At 63.1% G+C, this 21,922-nt stretch carries 27 protein-coding genes; 9 read left to right on the forward strand and 18 right to left on the reverse strand.

Translation table 11 applies throughout. The annotated features are described in order from the left end of the window. Positions 1 to 31 precede the first annotated feature (31 nt). The 7 genes from pal to ybgC form a co-directional block, all read right to left on the reverse strand. Positions 32 to 538 (reverse strand): peptidoglycan-associated lipoprotein Pal, encoded by a 507-nt coding sequence (gene pal / locus LB516_RS09215; RefSeq protein ID WP_015315272.1) that lies wholly within the window; start codon positions 536 to 538, stop codon positions 32 to 34. Positions 539 to 795: 257 nt separating this feature from the next. Next, a complete protein-coding gene (locus LB516_RS09220; protein ID WP_140712595.1) occupies positions 796 to 1,173 on the reverse strand; it encodes a four helix bundle protein in 378 nt (125 codons plus the stop codon). Between the two features lie 32 nt (positions 1,174 to 1,205). Beyond that, positions 1,206 to 2,477, reverse strand: a complete 1,272-nt coding sequence (tolB, locus tag LB516_RS09225) for a Tol-Pal system beta propeller repeat protein TolB (protein ID WP_224531044.1) — start codon at positions 2,475 to 2,477, stop codon at positions 1,206 to 1,208. Between the two features lie 78 nt (positions 2,478 to 2,555). Then, complete coding sequence (locus LB516_RS09230) at positions 2,556 to 3,713, reverse strand: TonB family protein (RefSeq protein ID WP_140822576.1); 1,158 nt, start codon at positions 3,711 to 3,713, stop codon at positions 2,556 to 2,558. Between the two features lie 7 nt (positions 3,714 to 3,720). Further along, positions 3,721 to 4,176, reverse strand: a complete 456-nt coding sequence (gene tolR, locus LB516_RS09235; protein ID WP_015315268.1) for a protein TolR — start codon at positions 4,174 to 4,176, stop codon at positions 3,721 to 3,723. Between the two features lie 9 nt (positions 4,177 to 4,185). Further along, positions 4,186 to 4,896: a protein TolQ gene (gene tolQ / locus LB516_RS09240; RefSeq protein WP_015315267.1), complete on the reverse strand. Its 711-nt coding sequence runs from the start codon at positions 4,894 to 4,896 to the stop codon at positions 4,186 to 4,188. Between the two features lie 270 nt (positions 4,897 to 5,166). Further along, on the reverse strand, positions 5,167 to 5,646 hold the full coding sequence (ybgC, locus tag LB516_RS09245; protein ID WP_015315266.1) for a tol-pal system-associated acyl-CoA thioesterase: 480 nt from the start codon (positions 5,644 to 5,646) through the stop codon (positions 5,167 to 5,169). Positions 5,647 to 5,700: 54 nt separating this feature from the next. Here ybgC and LB516_RS09250 point away from each other — a divergent pair, with 54 nt between their 5' ends. Continuing rightward, positions 5,701 to 6,951 carry a glycoside hydrolase family 5 protein gene (locus LB516_RS09250; RefSeq protein WP_224719382.1) on the forward strand — a complete coding sequence of 417 codons (1,251 nt, stop codon included), beginning with the start codon at positions 5,701 to 5,703 and terminating at the stop codon, positions 6,949 to 6,951. A gap of 25 nt (positions 6,952 to 6,976) precedes the next feature. Here the strand turns inward: LB516_RS09250 and LB516_RS09255 are convergent, their stop codons facing one another. The 8 genes from LB516_RS09255 to LB516_RS09290 all read right to left on the reverse strand — a co-directional run bounded on the left by LB516_RS09255 (position 6,977) and on the right by LB516_RS09290 (position 12,433). Further along, positions 6,977 to 7,873 carry a metallophosphoesterase gene (locus tag LB516_RS09255; RefSeq protein ID WP_224719383.1) on the reverse strand — a complete coding sequence of 299 codons (897 nt, stop codon included), beginning with the start codon at positions 7,871 to 7,873 and terminating at the stop codon, positions 6,977 to 6,979. A 210-nt stretch (positions 7,874 to 8,083) separates the two neighbouring features. Next, complete coding sequence (gene ruvB, locus LB516_RS09260) at positions 8,084 to 9,121, reverse strand: Holliday junction branch migration DNA helicase RuvB (protein ID WP_224719384.1); 1,038 nt, start codon at positions 9,119 to 9,121, stop codon at positions 8,084 to 8,086. 43 nt (positions 9,122 to 9,164) lie between these two features. Next, positions 9,165 to 9,785, reverse strand: coding sequence for a Holliday junction branch migration protein RuvA (gene ruvA, locus LB516_RS09265; RefSeq protein WP_224719385.1), 621 nt, complete (start codon positions 9,783 to 9,785; stop codon positions 9,165 to 9,167). Positions 9,786 to 9,813: 28 nt separating this feature from the next. Then, positions 9,814 to 10,233: a type II toxin-antitoxin system VapC family toxin gene (locus LB516_RS09270; RefSeq protein WP_140719995.1), complete on the reverse strand. Its 420-nt coding sequence runs from the start codon at positions 10,231 to 10,233 to the stop codon at positions 9,814 to 9,816. Continuing rightward, positions 10,211 to 10,480, reverse strand: a complete 270-nt coding sequence (locus LB516_RS09275; RefSeq protein WP_015315260.1) for an AbrB/MazE/SpoVT family DNA-binding domain-containing protein — start codon at positions 10,478 to 10,480, stop codon at positions 10,211 to 10,213. Before LB516_RS09275 ends, LB516_RS09270 begins: the two co-directional genes overlap by 23 nt. 55 nt (positions 10,481 to 10,535) lie before the next feature. Then, the gene (gene ruvC / locus LB516_RS09280) at positions 10,536 to 11,045 is read right to left on the reverse strand and encodes a crossover junction endodeoxyribonuclease RuvC (RefSeq protein WP_224682902.1); all 510 of its coding nucleotides are present in this window, start codon (positions 11,043 to 11,045) and stop codon (positions 10,536 to 10,538) included. Positions 11,046 to 11,133: 88 nt separating this feature from the next. Continuing rightward, the gene (locus LB516_RS09285; protein ID WP_015315258.1) at positions 11,134 to 11,667 is read right to left on the reverse strand and encodes a DUF1465 family protein; all 534 of its coding nucleotides are present in this window, start codon (positions 11,665 to 11,667) and stop codon (positions 11,134 to 11,136) included. A gap of 373 nt (positions 11,668 to 12,040) precedes the next feature. Then, on the reverse strand, positions 12,041 to 12,433 hold the full coding sequence (locus LB516_RS09290; RefSeq protein WP_015315257.1) for a hypothetical protein: 393 nt from the start codon (positions 12,431 to 12,433) through the stop codon (positions 12,041 to 12,043). A gap of 326 nt (positions 12,434 to 12,759) precedes the next feature. Between LB516_RS09290 and LB516_RS09295 the strand changes: the two genes are divergently transcribed. After that, a complete protein-coding gene (locus tag LB516_RS09295) occupies positions 12,760 to 13,311 on the forward strand; it encodes a DUF2269 family protein (protein ID WP_140616634.1) in 552 nt (183 codons plus the stop codon). Between the two features lie 13 nt (positions 13,312 to 13,324). Here LB516_RS09295 and LB516_RS09300 read toward each other — a convergent pair whose 3' ends face one another. The 3 genes from LB516_RS09300 to LB516_RS09310 form a co-directional block, all read right to left on the reverse strand. Continuing rightward, complete coding sequence (locus LB516_RS09300; RefSeq protein WP_224719386.1) at positions 13,325 to 14,095, reverse strand: sulfite exporter TauE/SafE family protein; 771 nt, start codon at positions 14,093 to 14,095, stop codon at positions 13,325 to 13,327. 105 nt (positions 14,096 to 14,200) lie between these two features. Beyond that, on the reverse strand, positions 14,201 to 14,929 hold the full coding sequence (locus LB516_RS09305) for a class I SAM-dependent methyltransferase (protein WP_224719387.1): 729 nt from the start codon (positions 14,927 to 14,929) through the stop codon (positions 14,201 to 14,203). Positions 14,930 to 15,018: 89 nt separating this feature from the next. Beyond that, positions 15,019 to 15,471 carry an Lrp/AsnC family transcriptional regulator gene (locus LB516_RS09310; RefSeq protein ID WP_015315253.1) on the reverse strand — a complete coding sequence of 151 codons (453 nt, stop codon included), beginning with the start codon at positions 15,469 to 15,471 and terminating at the stop codon, positions 15,019 to 15,021. Positions 15,472 to 15,603: 132 nt separating this feature from the next. Here LB516_RS09310 and LB516_RS09315 point away from each other — a divergent pair, with 132 nt between their 5' ends. From LB516_RS09315 to LB516_RS09345, 7 genes are all read left to right on the forward strand, one after another. Beyond that, positions 15,604 to 16,509 carry a DMT family transporter gene (locus LB516_RS09315; RefSeq protein WP_224682900.1) on the forward strand — a complete coding sequence of 302 codons (906 nt, stop codon included), beginning with the start codon at positions 15,604 to 15,606 and terminating at the stop codon, positions 16,507 to 16,509. Between the two features lie 133 nt (positions 16,510 to 16,642). Continuing rightward, positions 16,643 to 17,290 carry a thiamine phosphate synthase gene (locus LB516_RS09320; RefSeq protein ID WP_224682899.1) on the forward strand — a complete coding sequence of 216 codons (648 nt, stop codon included), beginning with the start codon at positions 16,643 to 16,645 and terminating at the stop codon, positions 17,288 to 17,290. A 46-nt stretch (positions 17,291 to 17,336) separates the two neighbouring features. Continuing rightward, positions 17,337 to 18,332, forward strand: a complete 996-nt coding sequence (locus tag LB516_RS09325; RefSeq protein ID WP_263492493.1) for a tetratricopeptide repeat protein — start codon at positions 17,337 to 17,339, stop codon at positions 18,330 to 18,332. A gap of 165 nt (positions 18,333 to 18,497) precedes the next feature. After that, positions 18,498 to 19,064, forward strand: coding sequence for an elongation factor P (efp, locus tag LB516_RS09330; RefSeq protein WP_015315249.1), 567 nt, complete (start codon positions 18,498 to 18,500; stop codon positions 19,062 to 19,064). Between the two features lie 89 nt (positions 19,065 to 19,153). Beyond that, positions 19,154 to 19,954 (forward strand): inositol monophosphatase family protein, encoded by an 801-nt coding sequence (locus LB516_RS09335; protein WP_140874755.1) that lies wholly within the window; start codon positions 19,154 to 19,156, stop codon positions 19,952 to 19,954. A 134-nt stretch (positions 19,955 to 20,088) separates the two neighbouring features. Next, entirely contained in the window at positions 20,089 to 20,775 is a 687-nt protein-coding gene (gene trhA, locus LB516_RS09340) for a PAQR family membrane homeostasis protein TrhA (protein WP_140874753.1), read from the forward strand. A gap of 120 nt (positions 20,776 to 20,895) precedes the next feature. Then, positions 20,896 to 21,921, forward strand: a complete 1,026-nt coding sequence (locus LB516_RS09345) for a MotA/TolQ/ExbB proton channel family protein (RefSeq protein ID WP_041163650.1) — start codon at positions 20,896 to 20,898, stop codon at positions 21,919 to 21,921. Position 21,922: the final 1 nt, after the last annotated feature.

The raw sequence follows: 21,922 nt of genomic DNA on the forward strand, positions 1-21,922 counted from the left end.
GGCCGGTGCGCGCCTTTCGGCGCGCGACGCCTCAGGAACCAGCGCCGCTGAGCGTGGTGACGGCGCGGCGATTCTGCGACCAGCAGGAGATGTCGTCGCATACGGCGACCGGACGTTCCTTGCCGTAGGAAATCGTCTTGAGACGGCTCGCCGAAACGCCCTTGGAAACCAGGAAGTCGCGCGTGGCGGCGGCACGGCGGGCACCGAGCGCCAGATTGTATTCGCGCGTGCCGCGTTCGTCGGCATGGCCTTCGACGACGATGGCATACTGCTTGTACTGGTTCAGCCACTGTGCCTGGCGCGACAGCGTCGTCTGTGCGTCGGCACGGATCGAGGTCGAGTCCGTATCGAAGAAGATACGGTCGCCGATGTTGACGGTGAAGTCCTGTGCCGAGCCGGGTGTTGCGGCACCCGCGCCATTGAGGCCAAGGTCAGCGGCGCTGTTCGGGGTCTTCTTCGAAGCGCAACCGGTGATGGCGAGCATCGCCACCAGCGCGATCATGGCCGGGTTTCTGGTCAGTGCTGCGATACGGCCCATGCCGCCTCTCCTTCGTATTCGAGTGATCATGTTCGAGTGATTTCGTTGATCACCCAGTAACCACGTTTGGGTTAACCGGCATTCAAGAAACACGGTTAAAATTTGGTTTAGGCTGCCCGTCCGCAGCTGTTTTGTCATAGGCCACAGTTGGCGCGGACCCTAGGCGGAAATGCGGCCAAAACGCGACGAAGGCATGGAAAAGGGGAATGTAAGGGGGAATTGAAGAGTTGGAGAACTGAAGAATTGAAGAAGGATGTTCACCCTAGCTTCACTCTGAGGTTCACCAGCATTCCGTACACCTGGCCATACGATTGTAGCCACTCGTCCCGTTGCGCCTGCGAGATGTATTCGAGATCGAACGCGTATGAAATCCACGTCTCCACTTCACTGCACGATCCTATGGCCATCGAAATGAACCGGGCAAATTCGGCTTTGGAGTGGCTCTGTTTGGCAAATCCCTCGGCCAGATTGGCGCAAATCCCTTTGCTGGAACGCCGCAGCTGATCGGCCAGCGCGTATTGCTCTATCTTGGGAAAAGCGAGGGTGGCCTTGTGAACCGCCAGAGAGACCACGTAAGCGCGCTTGTAGACCTCTAGATCCTTTGCTCGCTTAACATAGCCCTCTACTTTCTCCATCTCTTCAATTCTTCAATTCGCCAATTCCCGTTCTATTCCAGCAGCGGTGACCAGGCCGGATCCGAAGCAAAATTCGTCGTCGGGATCGGCTGCTCGTTGCGGCCGGTGAGATCGACGGAAACCAGTTTCGGGCCGCCATTGGCGTCGCGGAAGAACATCAGCACGCGGCCATTCGGCGCCCAGGTCGGGCCTTCCTGCTGGAAGCCGGACGACAGGATGCGCTCGCCCGAGCCGTCGGTCTTCATGACGCCGATCTGGAATTCGCCGCCGCTCTGCTTGGTGAAGGCGATGAGGTCGCCGCGCGGCGACCACACCGGCGTCGAATAGACGCCGTCGCCGAACGAGATGCGGGTCTGGCCCGATCCGTCGGCGCCCATGACGTAGATCTGCGCGCGACCGCCACGGTCGGAGGTGAACACCACCTTGCTGCCGTCGGGCGAGTAGGAAGGCGAGGTGTCGATGGCGGTCGAGTTGGTCAGCCGCGTCGTCGAACGGCTGCGCAGGTCCATGGCGAAGATGTTGGAATTGCCGTCGTCGCGCAGCAGGCTCATGATCACCTTCTGGCCGTCGGGCGAGAAGCGCGGTGCAAAGGTCATGCCTGGAAAATTGCCTACCAGTTCACGCTGCCCGGTCTCGATCTGCAGGAGATAGACCCTGGGCTGGCCGCTCTCATAGGACATGTAGGTGATTTCCTGCCGGTTCGGCGAGAAGCGCGGCGTCAGCACGATCGACCTGCCGTCCGAAAGGTAGCGGACGTTGGCGCCGTCCTGGTCCATGATGGCGAGGCGCTTCTTGCGCGCGTTCTTGGCGCCGGACTCGTCGATGAACACGACACGCGTGTCGAAATAGCCCTTCTCGCCGGTCAGCCGCTCATAGATGGCGTCGGCGATGATATGGGCGACGCGGCGCTGATTGGCGTCGTTGGCGAAGAACTGCTCACCGGCCATCTGCTGCCCCGCGAATGTGTCCCACAGCCGGTACTGGGCGCGGATGCGGCCGTCTGCTTCCTTGCTGACGCTGCCGGTGACCAGAGCCTGCGCATTGATCACCTTCCAGTCGTCGAAGCGGGGGGTTGCGTCCGGATTGGCGATCTTCTCGATGAAGGCGCTCTTGTCGATCGGCGCGAACAGGCCGGAGCGCTTCAAGTCGGCGGTGACGATCTGGGAAATCTGCGCGCCAAGTGCGTCGCCGCCCTGGAAATCGGTGATGGCGATCGGCAACGGCTCGACATTGCCCTTGTTGACGTTGAGTTCGACCAGCGCCCAGGCAGGCATCGGAACGATGGCCGTCATGCCCAGCGCCATGGCTGCAATCGTCAGGAGCGGCTTGAGGATTGATTTCATGTCTTCTCGCTTCTCATACTGATCTTCGGATATCAGGGCCTAGAGGCCGAGCATCTCCCTTGGGTCGAATGTGACCCGGATGTCGTTCCAGATGTCCTGCTTGCCGGCGGGAACCTGCAGGCCGGCCATGTCGCATTTCTGAACCGCGCGCACCGCGCTCTCGTCGAACTGCCTGTTGCCGCTCGACGTTTCAACGGAAGGACGGCCGTCGAGCTTGCCGGAGTTGTTCAGGTTGAAACGGACGACGACGACGAAATTCTCCGAACCTTCAAGCCCGGCTGGCAAGGTCCAGCAACCGCCGAGCTGGCTTTCCAGGGCGCCCTGCTCCGACTTCGACAGCTTCTGGCCCTGATCCTTGTCGCCGCCGAGCGACGCTTGCTGCGTCGAGCGCTTGGCGCCGCCGCCGGACGGCTTCTGCTTGTCGAGCAGCGCCGAAATCTCGTTGGCGTTGAACTGCTTGTCGTCCGACTTTGGCTTGGACGAGGCTTCCTTGACTGGCTTGTCGGCATCCTTGCGTTCAGGCGCCTTGGCGCTTTCGGCCTGTGCCGGCTGCGGCTTCGGCCGGGCCTCCGGCGCGGGCGCCGAATTCGGCAACTGCGCCTCCTCGGTGGGCGGGTCCTTGGCTATTGCCTCGGCGACGGCGTCGGGCTTGACCTCGGGCGTCGGATCGATGGCGGCGGTCTTGTCCTGCGGCGGCGGTGTCGGCGCGGGCTTTGCCGGAGTGGGCTTCGGCTCGGTCTGCTTGACCGGCTCAGGCTTGACCTCTTCCTTGGGCGTCGGCGCTGGCGCCACTTCCGTCGCCGGAATGGGCTTGGGCTTTTCCTGCGGCTTCGGCACGTCCTCGGTCTTCGGGATTTCCTTCGGGGTCGGCGCGGGCGCCGGAGCCGAGGTCGTGTCGACGGGTTTCGGCTTGGCTTCAGGCGTTATCGGCTTGTCGGTGTCGACGCTGTTTTCGCCGACCTTCTGTGCATTCGGCACGATATCGGGACGCTGCGTCGGCAACGGCGCCGGCTTTTCATGCATCACGGCCTTCTTGTCGCCCTGCAGGGTCTGCGCAATGGCTTCCATCGGCACGATATCGACCGCAACGGACTCGACATCGGCGGACGGAAGCGCGGCCGGCGCCGACAGCGTGAACAGGCCGAAGGCCAGCACCGCCGTATGCAAGATCACCGATGTGGTGAGGCCGGTCCTCATCGTGTGTCTATTGATCCTGTTCCTGCAGTGAAACCAAGCCGATGTTCTTGTAGCCAGCGGCCGAAATGCGGGCCATCACCTTCATCGCCGTGCCGTAGTCGGTCGACCTGTCGCCTCGGATGAAGATGCGCTCTTCATAGCCGGTCTTCGAGATCGCCTGCAGCTTGGCCACCAGCTCCTCGATCGGAATCTCGGTTTCCTGCAGGAAGATCTTGCCGGTCGCATCGATCGACACGGTGATCGGCTGGGTGTCGGCATTCATCGCCTTGGCCTGCGTGTCGGGCAGGTCGATCGGCACGCCGACCGTCAGCATCGGTGCGGCGACCATGAAGATGATCAGCAGCACCAGCATCACGTCGACCATCGGCGTAACATTGATCTCCGACATCAATGCATGGTGACGGCCGCGCCGTCGATGACCCCTGCCGCCACGTCCACCACCTGCGCCTACAGACATTCCCATGATCGTCCCTCAGGCCTTCGGCGCGACTTTTTCATCGATTTGGCGCGAGAGTATGGCGGAGAACTCGTCGGAGAACCCCTCCATCCGCACGGCGATCTTGCTCGCATCCGATGACAGCTTGTTATAGGCGATGACCGCCGGAATGGCGGCGAGCAGGCCGATGGCCGTCGCCAGCAGCGCCTCGGCGATGCCGGGCGCGACCACCGCGAGACTGGTGTTCTTTGAGCCGGCGATGGCCTGGAACGAGGTCATGATGCCGATGACGGTGCCGAACAGGCCGATGAAAGGTGCCGCCGAGCCGGTGGTGGCGAGAAAGCCGAGGCGGCCCTCCAGCTTTTCCATCTCACGGGTCAGCGCCAGGTCCATGGCCTTGTCGATGCGGGTCTGCAGGCCGAGCGGCGACTTGGCGCCTTTCTCGAAACTCTTCTTCCATTCGCGCATGGCGGCGACGAAGATGGCGCCCATGCCTGTCGTCTTGCGGTCGGCAAGGGTGCGGTAGAGTTCCTCCAGCGACTGCCCGGACCAGAAAACCTGCTCGAAGCGGTTCAGCGCCAGGCGCATGCGGCCATAGGCAACCAGCTTGTCGACGATGATCGCCCATGTCCACACCGAGGCGCAGAGCAGCCCGATCATGACCAGCTTGACCACCCAGCTGGCCTGCATGAACAAGGCCCAAATCGACAATTGCGCGCCCGGTTCGGCGAGTGCGATATTTTCCATCGTTACGTCCTTAAGATTTTCCGGGCGAAGCTGGCGGCTGGCCCATGGCATCCCTTGTGGTCGGTTCGCACGAAGCTACCGGACACCCCAAACCGTGCCGTTAGCGGCCTTTTCGGGGCAAATATTGGTGAAAGGAAGGCGCTCGATAACGCCAATCTTCACCAATCTCTTCATGAACCGTTATGGTTAAGGATGGGTTAGTCCGTAAGGCGCGGCGCATTGCCGCGCCCCAGCGGCGGCGCTGGCGAAGTCGGCACGCGATCCGTCCAATCAGTCCTGGGGAACGACCTTGGGCATGAACGCCGCCACCCATTCCCTGGGAAAACGCCTCGGCCGGCCGTTCTCGCCGATGATCGCCGCCTCGACCTTGGCCTCGACCAGCACCTCTTCGCCGCGCTTGAGCTGCTGCGCCATGAAGATACGCGCGCCGGAAATGGTCTCGGTGCGGGTGTCGACGGTCAGGATGTCATCGATACGGGCGGGGATGCGGAAGTCGATCTCCATGCGGCGCACCACCCACACGATCTTCTCGCCGTGCTTGCCGTCGGCGAGTTCGGTGTGATGCACGCCGGTGAGCCTGAGATAGTCGGAGCGGCCGCGCTCGAGGAATTCCAGATAGCGCGCGTGATAGACGACACCCGAGAAATCGGTATCGGCATAATAGACCCGCGCCATCAGCCGGTGGCCGAACGCGGTCAGCGCACCGGAAAGCCCTGCCAGCAATGCCGCGGATTCACCATGATCGCCCATTGCGCTTCCCTTTTGGATGCCGACGCGGCAGGTATTTTTTGGCGCATGAACCCGATGGCACTGTTGACGACGATGATCAAGACCTTGATGGCGGTCGTGCTGGCGCTGGCCGCTTCTACACTCTCGGGTGAGGCGGCGACCTTCTCCATGAAGCGCGGTCTCAATCTCGACCAGTGGGTCACCTGGCCCGGCGAGGACCAGTGGGGTGATGCCAAGGCCATCCTGCCCTACCCGGAATGGCGCAAATTCCTCAACGAGGAGGACCTCAAGGCGCTGAAGGATGCCGGCTTCGATTTCCTGCGCATGCCGGTCGATCCGTCGCCTTTTCTCTCGGACAAGACAACGGACCTTCGTGACCAACTCTATGCCAGCGTGCTGGACTCGGCGCGCATGATCAATCGCGCCGGACTGAAGGTCATCGTCGACATGCACCTGATCCCGGCCGGCGGCGGCCGCAAGATCGGCATGGGCGAAGTGATGGACGACCCCGCGACCTTCGACCGCTATGTCGAGGTGGTTCGCGGCATGGCGCGCACGCTGGCCGCCGAAGATCCCGAGAAGGTCGCTTTCGAACCCATGAACGAGCCGATCGTCGATTGCGACAGCGACGGCACCAGCCTGTGGCCCGACCGCCAGCGCAAGCTGTTCGCGGCGGCGCGCGCCTCGGCGACGAAACTGACGCTGATCCTGACCGGAGCTTGCTATTCCGCTGTTTCGTCTCTGGAAAAGATCGACCCCAAGACGATCCCCGACGACAACGTCATCTGGACCTTCCACTCCTATGACCCGTTCCTGCTCACCCATCAGGGCGCGACCTGGGCCGGCGACTTCATTCCCTATGTGACCGGCCTGCCCTATCCTTTGACCGCGGTGCCGAAGGCGCAGCTTGATGTGACGCTGGACACCATCCGCGCCCGGATCAAGGCCGAGGCGCCGTGGACACGGCAGCATGGCCTGCTTGCCTATCTCGACGAGCAGGTCGCCAGCATGGACAGCGCCGACAAGCTGCTTGGCCTGATGGATGCGCCGTTCAAGGCTGTCGAGGCTTGGGCGAGGGCCAACGGCATCAAGCCGGAAGACATCACGCTGGGCGAGTTCGGCATGATCCGCCAGGAGTATGGCAATGCCTATGTGATGCCGGCCGAGTATCGGGCCGCCTATGTCAGGGACATGATCGCTCGGGCCGAAGCACATGGCTTCTCATGGTCGGTGTGGAGCTATGGCGGGGCTTTCGGTATCGTCGACGCGTTCAATGGCGACAAGGCCGAGCCTGACGTGCTGGACACAATCCGAAGCCTGCCATGACCCGAAGCCTGCCATGACGCGCCGGTCAGCCGAGGTCTATCTGCAGGATTTCCGGGCGCATTCCGAAACGGATCGGCAAATTGCTGAAGCCAAGCCCGCCCGAGACGATGAGGTTGCGGTCGTTCTCGACGATATGGCCATAGGCGTAGCGATTGCCGAACTGGGATGGCACGATCGGCGAATAGCCGAACAGCCGCACCTGCCCGCCATGGGTGTGTCCCGATAGCGTCAGCGACACACGCCACGGCACTTTTGGAAAAATGTCCGGTTCGTGCGCCAGCAGGATGACGGGCGCGGCGTCGCTGATTTTGGCCAGCGTGCCGTCGAGATCGTCCAATCCCCTGGGAGGCTCGTGCTTCTTTTTCGGCAACAGCGCCAACTGATCGGCGAGGCCCGCGATCCAGACGCCATGTCCGTCCTTTTCCAGACGCACGGCGTCGTTCTCCAGCACCGGGATGCCGGCTTTCTCCAGAGCCTTGCGCGCGATCGTCGGGCCGACTTCGGCCCGCTGCGCGAAGCCGTCGGCCCACCAGTCGTGATTGCCGAGGATCGACAGCACGCCGAGCGGCGCCTTGAGGCCCGACAGGGCGCCAGCCCATTCCGGCGGCGTCACCCTTTGCGACACCAGGCGCATGCCGGCTATGTAGTCGCCGAGCAGCACGATCAGGTCCGGCTGCAAGGCATTCGCCTCTTCGGCAAGCGAAGCGATCCGCTCCGGCGTCATCCACGGCCGGCAAGCATGGATGTCGGCGAGCGCGACGACGCGCAGCTTCAATCCGGCCGGCCAATGCGGTGGCGTCAGCGCATAGCGCTTCACATGCGTCAGCAGCATCGGCTCGATACCGACGGCGTAGGCGCTGAAGGAGGCGACCGACAGGAACGACCCGCCGATAAAGCGCAGGAACCCGCGTCTGGTTATCATCAAGTGGCTCCGGCACCTCATTTCGGCATGCGCTGCTACATGTCGCCCAAAAGCGATCTCGGTCGGGAGGAGGACATGCATGGATGCAGCGAACCCGATACAATCCAGCAATACGCCGGTAAGCCGGCGAAGATGAGGAGAATTTGCGCAGGCCCGTTCACTGATGCTTGATCGCTAGTCCGCGAAACCCGCGCCTGATCGCTTGCGTGGCTATTCTTCCTGGAACAGATTGATCTGCTGCTGCGCCAAATCCTTCGGCGCATCGAGGCCGAGATGGCGCCAGGCATTGGCGGTCAGCATGCGTCCGCGTGGTGTTCGCTGGATGAACCCCTGCTGGATCAGATAGGGCTCGATGATGTCCTCGATGGCATCGCGCGGCTCGGACAGGCCGGCGGCGATGGTCTCGATGCCGACCGGACCGCCGCCGAAATTACGGGCGATCATGCTGAGATAGCGGCGGTCGAGGGCGTCGAGGCCAAGCGCGTCGACTTCGAGCCGGGTCAAGGCCTCGTCGGCGATCAGGCGGTCGACATGGCCGTCGCCGGCCACCGAGGCGAAATCGCGCACGCGCCGCAGCAGCCGTCCGGCAATGCGTGGCGTGCCGCGCGCGCGCCGCGCGACTTCCAGCGCACCGTCGTCGCCGAGTGGCATCTGCAGGATGCGCGCGCCGCGCCGCACGATCTGCTCCAACTCCTCGACGGTGTAGAAGTTGAGCCGCACCGGGATGCCGAAGCGGTCGCGCAGCGGATTGGTGAGCAGGCCGAGCCGCGTGGTGGCGGCGACCAGCGTGAAGTGCGCTAGGTCGATCTTCACCGAACGCGCCGCCGGACCCTCGCCGATGATCAGGTCGAGCTGGAAATCCTCCATCGCCGGATAAAGGATTTCCTCCACCGCCGGGTTGAGCCTGTGGATCTCGTCGATGAACAGCACGTCGCCTTCTTCGAGATTGGTAAGCAATGCCGCGAGATCGCCAGCCTTGGCGATGACCGGCCCGGAGGTCGAGCGGAAATTGACACCGAGTTCGCGCGCCATGATCTGCGCCAGCGTCGTCTTGCCCAGCCCCGGCGGTCCGACGAACAGCACATGGTCGAGCGCTTCCTTGCGGCCCTTGGCGGCCTCTATGAAGACCTTGAGATTGGCCCGCACCGCCGCTTGGCCGACGAAATCGTCAAGCGTTTGCGGCCGCAGGGTCTGCTCGGCATCCTCGCCGCGCTTTTCCGGTGCAATGAGGCGGGGGGAAAGGCTCATGGGACCTTCCTTGCACAGGGCAGCGCCCCGGACAAGCGATGGCTCACCGTGCCAGTTCCTTCAACCCAAAACGGATCAGTTTGGACGCATCGGCGCCCTGGCCCGCCGTCTTCAGCGCTGCTGACACCGCATTGGCGGCGGTGTCGCGGGAATAGCCGAGATTGACCAGCGCCGAGACGGCGTCGGTGATCGGCGCCGGCGCTACGCCTTCGCCGAGTTCCTGCTTGAGCCCAATGGTGCCGGTGGCGGTGCCCGCATAGGCCGGCGCCTTGGCCTTCAATTCGGTGACGATGCGCTCGGCCACCTTCTTGCCGACGCCGGGCGCGCGGGAAACCATGGCGATGTCGCGCAGTGCAATGGCATTGGCAAGGTCAGCCGGCGCCAGCGTCGACAGGATGGCCAGCGCCACCTTGGCGCCGACACCCGGCACATTGTTCATCAGCAGCCGAAACCATTCGCGCTCGAGCTGCGACTGGAAACCATAGAGCCGGATCATGTCCTCTCGCACATAGGTCTCGATGAACAGCACCACCGCTTCGCCAGGCGAAGGCAGCGCGGCAAGCGTGCGGGTCGAGCAGTACGCGACGTAGCCGACGCCGTGGATATCGACGAGACAATGGTCTTCGTCGACCTCGTCGAGCGTACCCTTGAGCTTGCCGATCATGCCAGATCTTTCATGGGAGATAAGCCCCTCATGGGTGCGTTTCCGGAGAGATGATATCGAGATCGGGGAAATAACTGCGATAGCGCGCGGCGTCGCGGGTCAAAAGACGATGTCCGGCAACAGCCGCATGAGCACCAATAAAGAAATCAGGCAAGATGCGTTCCCGAACGCCGCCGGCCCGGCGATAGCGGGAATGCGTGACGCCCGCAAGGAATGCCGCGTCCCAAGGTACAAGTTGGCGATCCATTTCGAGCATGTCGACGGCTCTTCGAAGCGCCGTCTCCGTCGGGATCAGCGGCGCGAGCTCAGACCAGACGATTGTATTGACGACCAATGCGCCGTCGCTACGGCATGAAACGATTGCAGACGCTGACCATTCCGTCAGCGGCCCGGTTGGCCCCCAAACGTCGATGAGGACATTGGTGTCAATCAACGTCGAGATCTTCACGCGGGCCTCTCAACCACTCCATGTAAGCGTCGGCGGTCATGCCTCCCAGATCCAGTGTGCCCGCCATGCCGTGGAGAATATTCCTGAACCTGCGCGCGACTTCTTCATCGGACAGGTTTTCATTGACGGCAACGAGCCGAGCCCCTTCCTCGGTGGCCACGAACTCAACCTCGGAGCCCGGTCCGATGCCCAGATGGTCCCTTATCGGCTTGGGGATTGTGACTTGGCCCTTGGTGGTCACGCGCATGGTAATACCTCTAGGGTATTACTACGCGCGCAGCGTGAACAAGTCAAGAACATTGCTATTCGGCAAGCGCCATCCGGTAAGCGGCACTTTGCCGGTGATGCACGTGACAAATCGCGATGGCCAGAGCGTCGGCGGCATGTTCGGTGTCGAAGATCGCTTTCGGCAACAGCACCTTCACCATCATGTGGATCTGCTTCTTGTCGCCGTGACCGACGCCGATCACCGCTTTCTTCACCGCGTTCGGCGCATATTCGGCGACGACGAGGCCGGCGCGCGCCGGCACCAGCATGGCGATGCCGCGCGCCTGGCCGAGCTTCAGCGTCGCAACGGCATCCTTGTTGACGAAGGTCTGTTCGACCGCGGCTTCATGCGGCATGGCCCGGTGCAGGATGTCGGCGAGCCCGTCATGCAGCTGGCAGAGCCGCGTCGCCAGCGCCGCCTTGTCCTCCGAGCGGACGGTGCCCGCAGCAACAAAGCGCAAGGAATTGCCGAGGCTCTCGACGATGCCCCAGCCGGTGCGCCTGAGCCCCGGATCGATCCCGATGATGCGAATCGCGTCCCCCATGCCGTGAGTGTACCTCCGGCGGACAGCGATGCCAGCGAAAAGTGAACAAACCGGAAACGTTCAGCCAACCGGGAGGCCTCGACGTTTCTCAGTTGCGGGCGAACGCCGTGTTGAGCAGGCTGATCTGGTCCGACACCGGATTGGGCCGGCGGGCCACGGGCTGCATGTCGACCACGGCGCCTGCGCCATAGATCTCTTCGTCCATGCGGCGCACCAATGCCTGCAGGCGCAACGACCGGTTGACGAGATCGAGGAAATCGGTCGGCAGTTCGGCCCAGCCGGCCGCCTCGTCATGGGCGGAAGCGGTGTCGAGACGCACCTTGGATTTTTCCGAAGCGACCTGATCGCGCGTCATCTCGCCGGAATTCGCCGCACGCTGCAAAAGCAGCCACGAGGCAACCTGCATCAGCCTGGTGGTCAGCCGCATCGATTCGGCCGCGTAGAGCGTGGCCGCCAGCCGCGACAGTTTCTTGGCCTCTGCCCGGCCCTTGCCGTCGAGATACTCCGCCGCCTGTTCGACCAGGCCCATGCCTTCCTGGTAAAGCGGTTTGAAGGAGTGCGAAAACACCCGGCGTTCCGCCAGCTTGACGGTTTTCGCAATGCCCTTCGAAGGCTCGTTCATTGATACGCCCCTGCACTTGCGACCGGCCGATTCGGCTCTCTGCCGATACACCCGTGACCCTATAAAACTGAAGCTTGAAAATGCGCTTCGTCCGGGGTGAAGGCAAGCACATGTTTAACAGAAGGTTAACGGCGTTCGGCCGTGCGGAATGCCGCCTGGGTGCGGACAAAAAAAGAGCCGCGGATAAGGCGGCTCTCAGGAGTTTAACAGGGAGGCGTCAAACAAAGTGGCTCCAACCACTCGGTAAGAATCCAGATCACTGGATGGACATAGTAAACGCCTGTAAAGCTTAATGAACCCTTAACGGCTCTGATGTTTTTTTACCCAACACCGTGCTCCTGTGCCGTAACAACACAGCCGCACCGGCTGGGTTTCAGCCTTCACTCAGGCTTTTTTTCCACACCACCGGCAAGGCGATGAAGGCAAACAGCAGCATGCCTGCGTAGAAGCCGATCGAAGATATCCCCAGCAACGGCTCGATCCCCGGATTTCCGGCAAGCAGTATATAAAGGCCGATCATCAGCCCGATGCCGCTGATTGCCGTCAGCCAGAAATGGACAAGGGCCAGCGTCTTTTGCCCGGCAGCCGGAAACAGGTGGTAAAAGAACGCGAAAACCGCCGACATCAGCCAACCGGCCACCATCGTGTGGGCGTGGGTCGGCATCTGGCCGTGGTCTTCGCTGATCGCCATGTGAATGCCGAGCGCCATGCCGCACAACGCGTAGATGATCGCCAGCGTGAAGAAATTCCGTGCTACCCCTTGCATATTAGTCCCCCGAATTGCCTTTTCCCAAGCTGGGAATGGGTTGATCGTCAGGCGAGCGCTGTCGCCGCCGGACTTCCGGCGTCGGCACTAGCATCGGCAGTGTTTCCGGACGATGTCGCTCCCCGACGCTGCCGACGATAGCAGAAAACCGGGCGGTGGGTTCATCATATTAGTTTCTCCTTTCGTTAGCCGGCAGCCTGAAACACAGCCGGTTTTTCCACGACATCGTCCTGAAACAGCCGCGGCGCTAAACGCTGCGGCATCGAAGCGGCGGGCGGGCAATGGCGCGGCCTCGCCAGCAACCATTGGACATCGGGGAGAAAGCCATGGATTGGTATTCCATCATCAAATTGCTGCACATCCTTTCGGCGATGCTTTGGGTCGGCGGCGGCTTCACGCTGATGGTGCTGGCGACGCTGGCGGATCGCGCCGGCAACATCCAGGGAACGCTGCAGGCGATGCGCGCCACTGGCGAACTGGGCAACCGCTTCTTCGCTCCGATGTCGATGCTGACATTGGTCTTCGGACTGATCATGTGCTCGTTCTGGGTCGGCTTCTCCGATCTCTGGGTCCTGATCGGGCTTGCCGGCTACGCCACGACCTTCTGCATCGGCATGTTCGTCTTCAAGCCGACCGCCGACCGCATGGGCGCGATGATCGCCAGGGATGGCGTGACGCCTGCGGCACTTGGCTATGGACAGCGCATCCTGCGGGCGGCGCGCTTCGACTATGCGGTCATGCTCATCATCATCACCGACATGGTTCTGAAGCCTACCCTGCACGACGTCGGGATTCTCGCCGGCATGGTGGTGGTCCTTGCCGCCGGTGCCACAATGGCGCTCAGCCGGCCAAGGCGCATGGTGCCCAGCGCCGCCTGACGCGGCTGGAGCGCTACATGATGCCGGCGATCCCGTCCCACAGAAGCTTCACCGCCACGACCGCCACGGTCGCATAGGTGAAGGGATAAAAAATTTCTGGCCGCATCCGCCGCACCAGCCAGGCACCGGCGATGGTCGACAGTGGCGCCAGCGGCATCAGCACGGCGGACGCCGTCAGATTGGCGGTGTCGAACTGGCCGAGCGCGAAATAGGGGACGAGTTTCAGCGCGTTGGTGGCGGCGAAGAAGATCGCTGCCGTACCCGACAGCACCTTGGGGTCGAGCCGGATCGGCAAGGCATAGACCTGGAAGGGCGGGCCGCCGACATGGGCGACGAAGCTGGTGAAGCCCGCGACCGTGCCCCATATGGCCGCGGCCACGCGATTAGGTGCGGCCGCATGGTCGGAACCATGACGAAATTGCAGGTAAAGCCAGCGCAGCACGAAGATGATGGCAACGGCGCCGACGATGAGCCGCACCGCTTCCTCGGTGACCAGTGCCGCCGTCAGCCAGCCAAGCCCGATGCCCACGATGGCGCCCGGCATCATGTCGACCAGCATCTTGCGGTCGTACACGCCCCACCATGTCCACACCGAGACGATGTCCATCAGGCACAGGATGGGCAGCAGGATGGCGGCCGCTTGAACCGGCGGCATGGTCAGCGCCATCAGCGGTACGCCGACGAAACCAACCGCGCCGCCGAAGCCGCCCTTGGACAGGCCGACCAGGATGACCGCCGGAATGGCGGCCGCGTAGAACCACGGATCGAGAAGCAGGCCTGACATGAGGAGGAACTGATCTGGAGGGAAAGCGCGTCGACGCCTGAATAGCCCACAATCTTGAGTCGAGCGACAGCAAAAGCAACCCGCGCGCCTCGCCATGCCCCTATTCTATCGGCACGCCGAAACCAGCAGGAACATCGGCCGCTCGAGTTCTTCCGCCAGGTCCGGTCTGGCCGCGATCTGCGCGTCCGTCGGACGGAATTCCTCGACATGCTCGATCGTGAAACCCGTGCGGATCAGGGTGTTGAGCGTGGTCCCGATGGTGCGGTGATGTTTCACCACCCCCTTGGCCAGCCAGTTGGTCTTGCGCGGCCCTTCCACCAGATACTGGTCGACAGGCCAGGTCCTTTTCCCCTCCCCATCGATCGACCAGCCCGGATTGGTCGGCGCCATGTAGATCGGATGCTCGGTCGAGAAGACGAAATCGCCGCCGGGCGACAGGGCTTCGTGCACGGCCCCGAACAGGCGCTCAATGTCTTCGACGTAATGCAAGGCGAGCGAACTGTAGGCGAGGTCGAAGCCGCCTTGCGGCAGGCTGAGCTGGTCGAGGTCGGCTCTCTCGTAGGTGATGCCGGTGTCCGAGCCGGCCGCTCTCGCACGGGCCAGCATCTTCTCCGACAGGTCCAGCCCAAGGACTTCCCTCGCTCCATTTTCATGTGCCCAGCGGCAGAACCAGCCAAAGCCGCAGCCGAGGTCGACGACCCTCAGGCCACCGACATCGGGCAGCATCGCGCGCAACGCCGGCCACTCGGCGGCACCATCCAGGCCTTCGACGGAGCGGCCAAGCTGGCTGTAGCCCGCGAAGAAATCGGGTTGATCGTAAATGTTCTGCGCCATCTTTTTTGGCTCCTCGGACGGTCATCCGGCGGAAGACTGACATTTGGTGGACTGGCCGCGCCTTTCCACCACTGCCATGAGTGTCAAGCCTACGAGGCCGCCGGCAACCCCAGTGGCGGCGGTCGCCGCCGGATCGGCTGTGCCTTGATAATGGCGGTGCTGGTCTCGGCCTTGTCGGCGATGCGATCGAGAATGCCGTCGAGGTCGCCGATCGAGCGCACGAACAGCCGGGCGACGAAGCAGTCGTCGCCGGTCACCTTGTCGCATTCGCCAAACGCCTCAATCTCCTCGATCAATTTCTGAACGATGTGCAGCTTGCCCGGCAGAGGCTTGATCCGCACGATCGCCTGCAGCGTATAGCCGAGTGCCAGCGGATCGATCTCGACGGTGAACGCCCGGATGACGCCGCGCTCCTCGAGGCGCCGCAGCCGCTCCGAAACGCTCGGCGACGATAGCCCGACCTGGGCCGCCAGATCCTTCAGCGAGGTTCGCGCATCCCTGACCAGGATTTCAAGCAGATTTCGGTCCAAATCATCCAGCATTTTCTATTTCTCGCAGATTTCGAGTGGATGCCTAATTTAATTAGGCAATATCATCATATCGCCTTTTCTAGAAGATGGATAGCTCAGACCTCACATGAGATTATGCCGCCTCAACGGGTTCAGAGGCTTATTATGAACGATACGGTACGAGGCACGGTCGAAATGTCGGCCGCAATGGCGATCCTGGGAACGATCGGCTGGTTCGTCATCATGTCCGGTCAGCCGATCATGGATGTCGTGTTCTGGCGCTGCGCGTTCGGCGCGCTGACGCTGCTCTTCATCTGCGCTTCGCTTGGTTTGCTGCGCAACAGGCTGTCGTTGCGCGTCATCGGCCTTGCGGCGCTTGGGGGTGCGGCGATCGTCATCAACTGGCTGCTTTTGTTCAGCGCCTTCTCCCGCGCGTCGATCTCGATCGCCACTGCCGTCTACAACACGCAGCCTTTCATGCTGGTCGGCTTCGGCGCGCTCTTGTTCGCCGAGCGGCTGACATTGACCAAGCTGACATGGCTGGCAATCGCCTTCGCCGGCATGCTGCTGATCGTCGCCGCTGCTCCCGATGCCGCTGATGTCGGCACGAACTATTTCGCCGGGATCCTGATGGCCCTGGCCGCCGCCTTTTTCTGGGCCGTCGCGGCAATCGTCACCAAGAAGCTCAAGGGCACGCCACCGCATCTGATCGCGCTGATTCAGGTCTGCGTCGGCGTCGTCATGCTCGCGCCCTTCGCCAATCTCGCGCATCTCCCCGGCGATCCATGGAGCTGGGCCATGCTGGCAACGCTCGGCATCGTCCACACCGGCCTGATGTACATCCTTATGTACGGCGCCATCCAGAAGCTGCCGACGCATCTGCAGGGGTCGCTGTCCTTCATTTATCCGGTCGTTGCCATCCTGGTCGATGTCACCGCCTTCGGCCACCGGCTGCACCTCAGTCAGGTCGCCGGCGCCGCCGCCATCCTGATCGCGGCCGCCGGCATGAACCTCGGCTGGACATTGTGGAAACCGAGACCGGCCGCCGCGAGCCCCGAGCCGATCAAGTAAGGCGACGCGCCGGCTGTCCGGCGGATCAAAAATCGCGATCCCGGCTGCCCGCCTGTTCAAAGCGGGCAGTTTGCTCTATGCCGCAATCCAACCATCTTCGCCCGGCATAGGCGAAACCCGGGATCGAAGAACCATGAATGACGCAACGCCCCCCAACCGCTGCCGCATCGTGCTGATTGCGCCGTCCGGCGTACCGGCGGATCGGATCACGGCCGCATTCGACGGCGGCGATGTCGCCTCGCTGATCCTGCCCGAGAACGGCATGGACGAGGCCTCCTTCCAGGCCTTCGCCGAGCGTATCGTGCCGGCCGCGCAGGCCGCCGGAGTGGCCGTCATTATCGCTGGCGACACCCGCATCGCGGGCCGCGTCCAGGCCGACGGCATCCATGTCGAGGTCTCCAAGGCCGAACTCGCCGAGACGATCGAACATTTCCAGGCGAAAATGACGGTCGGCGCCGGCGGCGCCAAGACGCGTGACGACGCGCTCGAACTCGGCGAAGCCCGGCCCGACTACATTTTCTTCGGCCGGTTCGGCTACGACAACAAGCCCGAGCCGCATCCGCGCAACCTGTCATTGGGGCAATGGTGGGCGCAGATGATCCAGATCCCCTGCATCGTCGAGGCCGGTTCCGATCTTGCCTCTGTCGAAACCGTGGCCGCCACCGGCGCCGAATTCGTCGCGCTGTCGAGCGCCGTGTTCGCCGACGGCATCGATCCGAAGGTGGCGATCGCCCGGGCCAATGCGCTGCTCGACGAAACAGCGCCGCGCCTCGAGGACTGACGTGTTCCTGGCAAGGCTTTCCCTTCAGGCCCTGCTCGCGGCGGTGATGATCCAGGCCGCCGCCGCCGAAACCGTTCCCTTGCCGCAGCCCAAGCCTGAAACCGGCGTGCACACCGACAAGCCGATCGAAAAGCAGCTGCCGCAGCCCGCCACCACATCCGAACCCGCGCCGTTGCCATCGGCCGACAGCGTCAATCCCGACCGCTTTGGCGCCAAGCCGGCGGACGCTGCCTATGGTGCCTTCCAGCGTGGTCTTTACAAGACCGCCTATAATCTGGCGCTGGTCCGCGCGCAGAATGGCGATCCGGCGGCGCAGACGCTGGTGGCCGAGATCCTGTCGCGCGGGTTGGGCGTGCCGTTGAACGCGGCCGAGGCCGCGAAATGGTACGCGCTTGCCGCCGAGCAGGGTGTGCCGGAATCGCAGTTCCAATATGCGTTGATGCTGCTCGACGGCCGCTACGTCAAGAAGGACGCGAAGGAAGCCTATGCCCTGATGCAGGCCGCCGCCGAGGCCGGCAACCAGCTGGCGCAGTTCAATTTCGCGCAGATGCTGGTCCAGCAGGATCCCGGGAACGCCGGCCTGGCCAAGGCGGTTTCCTACTATGAGCGCGCCGCCGCGACCGGTCTCGCCGACGCGCAGTACGCCATGTCGCAGATCTATGCCAACGGCGTCGGCGGCAAGCCGCGCGACGATGCACAGGCACGGCGGCTGCTGGCGCAGGCCGCCCGTCAGAACTACGACACCGCGCAGATCGATCTCGCCGCCTGGATGATCGAGGGCCGCGGCGGCGTGCGCGACCTGAAATCGGCCTTCGGCTGGACGAAGCAAGCCGCCGAAGGCGGCAATGTCGCGGCGCAGAACCGGCTGGCAAAACTCTATATGCAAGGCATCGGCACCGATCCCGACCTCGTGCTCGCCGGCGCCTGGTACATCGTCGCCCGCCGCGCCGGCCTGATCGATCAGCAGATGGACGATTTCCTGCAAGGGTTGAGCGACGACCAGACCAAGCAGGCCCTGCAGAAGGCCAACCGTCTGCCCTGATGGCGGTAGGCGGAACCCGCCGGTGCCCGCCCCCGTTGCTCAGCCGCAACCCGCCCTCCCTTGCCTCTCCGGGCGATTTGTGGTCTTGGAGCCTTAAATCGCCTGTCACGGCGAACATCCCATACCAATGGCCCGGCCGTTGGCAGCATCCCGGATCCCATCATCATGGCCAAGATCAATGGCAACGAAATCCGCCCCGGCTACGTCATCGAACACGATGGCGGCCTCTGGGTGGCGGTCAGGACCAACACCGTCAAGCCCGGCAAGGGCGGCGCCTACAACCAGGTTGAGCTGAAGAACCTCATCAACGGCACCAAGCTCAACGAGCGCTTCCGTTCGGCCGAGACGGTCGAGCAGATCCGGCTAGACCTGAAGGACTTCTCCTTCCTCTACGAGCAGGACGACGCGCTGGTGTTCATGGACACCCAAAGCTATGAGCAGCTCGAACTGAACAAGGATTTCGTCGGCGACCGCGCCGCGTTCCTGCAGGACGGCATGATGGTGACGGTTCAGCTCTACGAGGAGCGGCCGATCGGCATTTCGCTGCCCGATTACGTGACGCTGACCATCACCGAGGCGGATCCCGTGGTGAGGGGCCAGACGGCGGCATCCTCCTACAAGCCGGCGGTGCTGGAAAATGGCATTCGCGTGCTGGTGCCGCCCTTCATCGGAGCCGGCGAACGCATCATCGTCGACACCAACGAAATCACTTACGTGCGCCGCGCCGACTGATGCATGCATGTCGCCCGGAAGCGGCCCCGGTTTGGGTCGCCGGCATGCATCGAGACAGAATTTAAAGCGCCGCACCAGGAAGAAGCACTATGGCACGCTCAGCCCTCCTCAACGTCATGGTCCAGGCCGCAATGAAGGCCGGCCGCTCGCTGTCGCGCGACTTCGGCGAGGTCCAGAACCTGCAAGTCTCGATGAAGGGCCCCGGCGACTATGTCAGCCAGGCCGACCGCAAGGCCGAGGACATCGTTTTCGCCGAACTGTCGAAGGCACGTCCTGGCTACGGCTTCCTGATGGAAGAGCGCGGCGCCGTCGCCGGCGATGACAGCCAGCACCGCTGGATCGTCGACCCGCTCGACGGCACCACCAATTTCCTGCACGGCATCCCGCTTTTCGCCGTCTCGATCGCACTGGAGCGCCAGGGCCAGATCGTGGCGGGCGTCGTCTACAATCCCGCCATGGACGAGCTCTACACCACCGAGCGCGGCGGCGGCGCCTTCATGAATGATCGCCGCCTGCGCGTTGCCGGCCGCACCAAGCTTGTCGACACGGTGATCGGCTGCGGCGTGCCGCATCTCGGCCGCGGCCATCATGGCAATTTCCTGGTCGAACTGCGCAACGTCATGGCCGAGGTCTCCGGCGTCCGCCGCATGGGCTCCGCCTCGCTCGATCTTGCCTATGTCGCCGCCGGCCGCATGGACGGCTTCTGGGAAGTGGGCCTGTCGGCCTGGGACATGGCCGCCGGCCTGCTCTTGATCCGCGAAGCGGGCGGCTTCGCCTCCGACATGGATGGCGGACAGGACATGCTGGACACCGGCACGGTCGTCGCCGGCAACGAGATCATCCAGCGCGCATTGCTGAAGACGGTGAAAAAGCCGCTCTCGCCGCGCTGAAGCAATCCGGGAAAAATGTTCGCGGTTTTGCATCCGGAATTGCGTCAAGGCAAAGCGCGTCGTCGTAAAACCGCAAACAAAGCTTGAAATACTGTCCGTCGGTTGCCCAGATATGGGGTGATGCAGGACGGTAGATGACCAACACCTCGCCACAGATCGAGATTCCGTTCATCGGACGCTGGCACTATTCGCGCGCCGAGATGATCGCCGACGGGATCGTCCATGCTGTCGGGATCGTGCTGGCGATCACGGCCGGTTCGGCGCTGCTGGCGCTCGCCGCCTTCCGGGTCGGGCCCGGCGAATATATCGCCGCCGCCTTCTATGTCGTGTCGCTGCTCACCGTGCTCTCGGTATCGCTGACCTACAATCTGTGGCCGGTGACCTCGCCCGCGAAATGGATCCTGCGGCGCTTCGATCATGCCGCGATCTATCTGTTGATCGCCGCCACCTACACACCCTTTCTCGCCCAGTTGGGAAACTCTGCGCTGGCGCGCTGGATGATCGTCCTGGTCTGGGCCGCGGCCGCAACGGGCATTGCCATCAAGGTGTTTTTCCCCGGCCGTTTCGACAGGCTGGCGATCGTCTTCTATCTCGCCATCGGCTGGAGCGGCATCGTTCTCGTCAAGCCGCTCATCGAGACGCTGCCGACCACGTCGATCGTGCTCATCGTCGCCGGTGGCGTCGTCTATTCCTGTGGCGTGATTTTCTTCGCCTGGAAGGCGCTGCGCTTCCACAACGCACTGTGGCACGGCTTCGTCGTCACCGGCGCCGGCCTGCATTTGGCGGCCATGGTCGACTGCCTCGTCATCAACCGCCTCTGATGCGCCGGCTCCAAAGGCCGCCTGTGGCAATATTGCCAAGCACCATTCAATTTGGTCATAATTCCGTTTAGAGTTGCCAACTACGTGATCGGCGGCAGCGGCATCGGAAACGGGGCACGGATGGCTTTTCTCAGATCCTTCGGCATGGGCAGGCGCTCCGACGTGCTGATCTACGACCCGCATAAACTGTCCAGTCCGCAGGTCTTCCTGCTGACCATGGTCATCTTCCTGGCCATCGTCGCTTTCATCGCCGCCATCCTGACCCGCCAGGTCACCACCGCTTTCGTCACCAACCCGGGCCTCAACGGCCTGATCGTCGGCGTGCTCGTCGTCGGTATCCTGCTGGCCTTCACGCAGGTCGGGCGGCTGTTTCGCGAGGTCCGCTGGGTCAACTCTTTCCGGGCCGGCTCCGAAACCACCGAACCGGTGCTGCTGGCGCCGATGAAGGCGATGATCGGCCGTTCCTCGTCCATGGCCTTTTCGACCTCATCGATGCGCACAATGCTCGATTCCATCGCCACCCGCCTCGACGAAAGCCGCGACACCTCGCGCTACCTTGTGGGCCTTTTGGTGTTCCTCGGCCTGCTTGGCACTTTCTGGGGTCTGCTGAATACGATCGGCTCGATCCGCGAGACCATCGAATCGCTGGATCCCGGCACGGGTGACGCCGCCGCGGTGCTCGATTCGCTGAAACAGGGCTTGTCGGCGCCGCTGGCCGGCATGGGCACCGCCTTCTCGTCCTCGCTGTTCGGCCTGTCCGGCTCGCTCGTGCTCGGCTTCCTCGACTTGCAGGCCGGCCGCGCCCAGACACGTTTCTACACCGAGCTCGAGAACTGGCTGTCCTCGGTCACGGATCTGTCGTCCGACATCGTCGTTTCCGACCCGGCCAAGGCCGACTCTTCCGACGAGATCCGCGTCCTCTCGGAGCGGCTGCGCAGCATGCAGGAAAATGGCGGCGGCTCCAACCCGCGCGTCGCCACCGCCATGGCCAATCTCGCCGATGGCATTTCCGGCTTGGTCAAGAACATGCGCTCCGAACAGCAGATCATGCGCGACTGGGTCGAAGCCCAGTCGGACGAACAAAAGGCGATGCGCAACACGCTGGAAAAGATCGCCGACGCGCTGAAGAAGCCCGGGGTGCACTAGC

The organism is Mesorhizobium sp. CO1-1-7 (assembly GCF_020164885.1).
In the GTDB taxonomy this organism is placed as follows: Bacteria; Pseudomonadota; Alphaproteobacteria; order Rhizobiales; family Rhizobiaceae; genus Mesorhizobium; species Mesorhizobium australicum.

What these genes read in the sequence shown, in the direction of transcription:
- pal (WP_015315272.1), bottom strand. Translation starts at nt 538, where the DNA reads ATGGGCCGTATCGCAGCACTGACCAGAAACCCGGCCATGATCGCGCTG.
- LB516_RS09220 (WP_140712595.1), bottom strand. Translation starts at nt 1,173, where the DNA reads ATGGAGAAAGTAGAGGGCTATGTTAAGCGAGCAAAGGATCTAGAGGTC.
- tolB (WP_224531044.1), bottom strand. Translation starts at nt 2,477, where the DNA reads ATGGCGCTGGGCATGACGGCCATCGTTCCGATGCCTGCCTGGGCGCTG.
- LB516_RS09230 (WP_140822576.1), bottom strand. Translation starts at nt 3,713, where the DNA reads ATGAGGACCGGCCTCACCACATCGGTGATCTTGCATACGGCGGTGCTG.
- tolR (WP_015315268.1), bottom strand. Translation starts at nt 4,176, where the DNA reads ATGGGAATGTCTGTAGGCGCAGGTGGTGGACGTGGCGGCAGGGGTCAT.
- tolQ (WP_015315267.1), bottom strand. Translation starts at nt 4,896, where the DNA reads ATGGAAAATATCGCACTCGCCGAACCGGGCGCGCAATTGTCGATTTGG.
- ybgC (WP_015315266.1), bottom strand. Translation starts at nt 5,646, where the DNA reads ATGGGCGATCATGGTGAATCCGCGGCATTGCTGGCAGGGCTTTCCGGT.
- LB516_RS09250 (WP_224719382.1), top strand. Translation starts at nt 5,701, where the DNA reads ATGGCACTGTTGACGACGATGATCAAGACCTTGATGGCGGTCGTGCTG.
- LB516_RS09255 (WP_224719383.1), bottom strand. Translation starts at nt 7,873, where the DNA reads ATGATAACCAGACGCGGGTTCCTGCGCTTTATCGGCGGGTCGTTCCTG.
- ruvB (WP_224719384.1), bottom strand. Translation starts at nt 9,121, where the DNA reads ATGAGCCTTTCCCCCCGCCTCATTGCACCGGAAAAGCGCGGCGAGGAT.
- ruvA (WP_224719385.1), bottom strand. Translation starts at nt 9,785, where the DNA reads ATGATCGGCAAGCTCAAGGGTACGCTCGACGAGGTCGACGAAGACCAT.
- LB516_RS09275 (WP_015315260.1), bottom strand. Translation starts at nt 10,480, where the DNA reads ATGCGCGTGACCACCAAGGGCCAAGTCACAATCCCCAAGCCGATAAGG.
- ruvC (WP_224682902.1), bottom strand. Translation starts at nt 11,045, where the DNA reads ATGGGGGACGCGATTCGCATCATCGGGATCGATCCGGGGCTCAGGCGC.
- LB516_RS09285 (WP_015315258.1), bottom strand. Translation starts at nt 11,667, where the DNA reads ATGAACGAGCCTTCGAAGGGCATTGCGAAAACCGTCAAGCTGGCGGAA.
- LB516_RS09290 (WP_015315257.1), bottom strand. Translation starts at nt 12,433, where the DNA reads ATGCAAGGGGTAGCACGGAATTTCTTCACGCTGGCGATCATCTACGCG.
- LB516_RS09295 (WP_140616634.1), top strand. Translation starts at nt 12,760, where the DNA reads ATGGATTGGTATTCCATCATCAAATTGCTGCACATCCTTTCGGCGATG.
- LB516_RS09300 (WP_224719386.1), bottom strand. Translation starts at nt 14,095, where the DNA reads ATGTCAGGCCTGCTTCTCGATCCGTGGTTCTACGCGGCCGCCATTCCG.
- LB516_RS09305 (WP_224719387.1), bottom strand. Translation starts at nt 14,929, where the DNA reads ATGGCGCAGAACATTTACGATCAACCCGATTTCTTCGCGGGCTACAGC.
- LB516_RS09310 (WP_015315253.1), bottom strand. Translation starts at nt 15,471, where the DNA reads ATGCTGGATGATTTGGACCGAAATCTGCTTGAAATCCTGGTCAGGGAT.
- LB516_RS09315 (WP_224682900.1), top strand. Translation starts at nt 15,604, where the DNA reads ATGAACGATACGGTACGAGGCACGGTCGAAATGTCGGCCGCAATGGCG.
- LB516_RS09320 (WP_224682899.1), top strand. Translation starts at nt 16,643, where the DNA reads ATGAATGACGCAACGCCCCCCAACCGCTGCCGCATCGTGCTGATTGCG.
- LB516_RS09325 (WP_263492493.1), top strand. Translation starts at nt 17,337, where the DNA reads ATGATCCAGGCCGCCGCCGCCGAAACCGTTCCCTTGCCGCAGCCCAAG.
- efp (WP_015315249.1), top strand. Translation starts at nt 18,498, where the DNA reads ATGGCCAAGATCAATGGCAACGAAATCCGCCCCGGCTACGTCATCGAA.
- LB516_RS09335 (WP_140874755.1), top strand. Translation starts at nt 19,154, where the DNA reads ATGGCACGCTCAGCCCTCCTCAACGTCATGGTCCAGGCCGCAATGAAG.
- trhA (WP_140874753.1), top strand. Translation starts at nt 20,089, where the DNA reads ATGACCAACACCTCGCCACAGATCGAGATTCCGTTCATCGGACGCTGG.
- LB516_RS09345 (WP_041163650.1), top strand. Translation starts at nt 20,896, where the DNA reads ATGGCTTTTCTCAGATCCTTCGGCATGGGCAGGCGCTCCGACGTGCTG.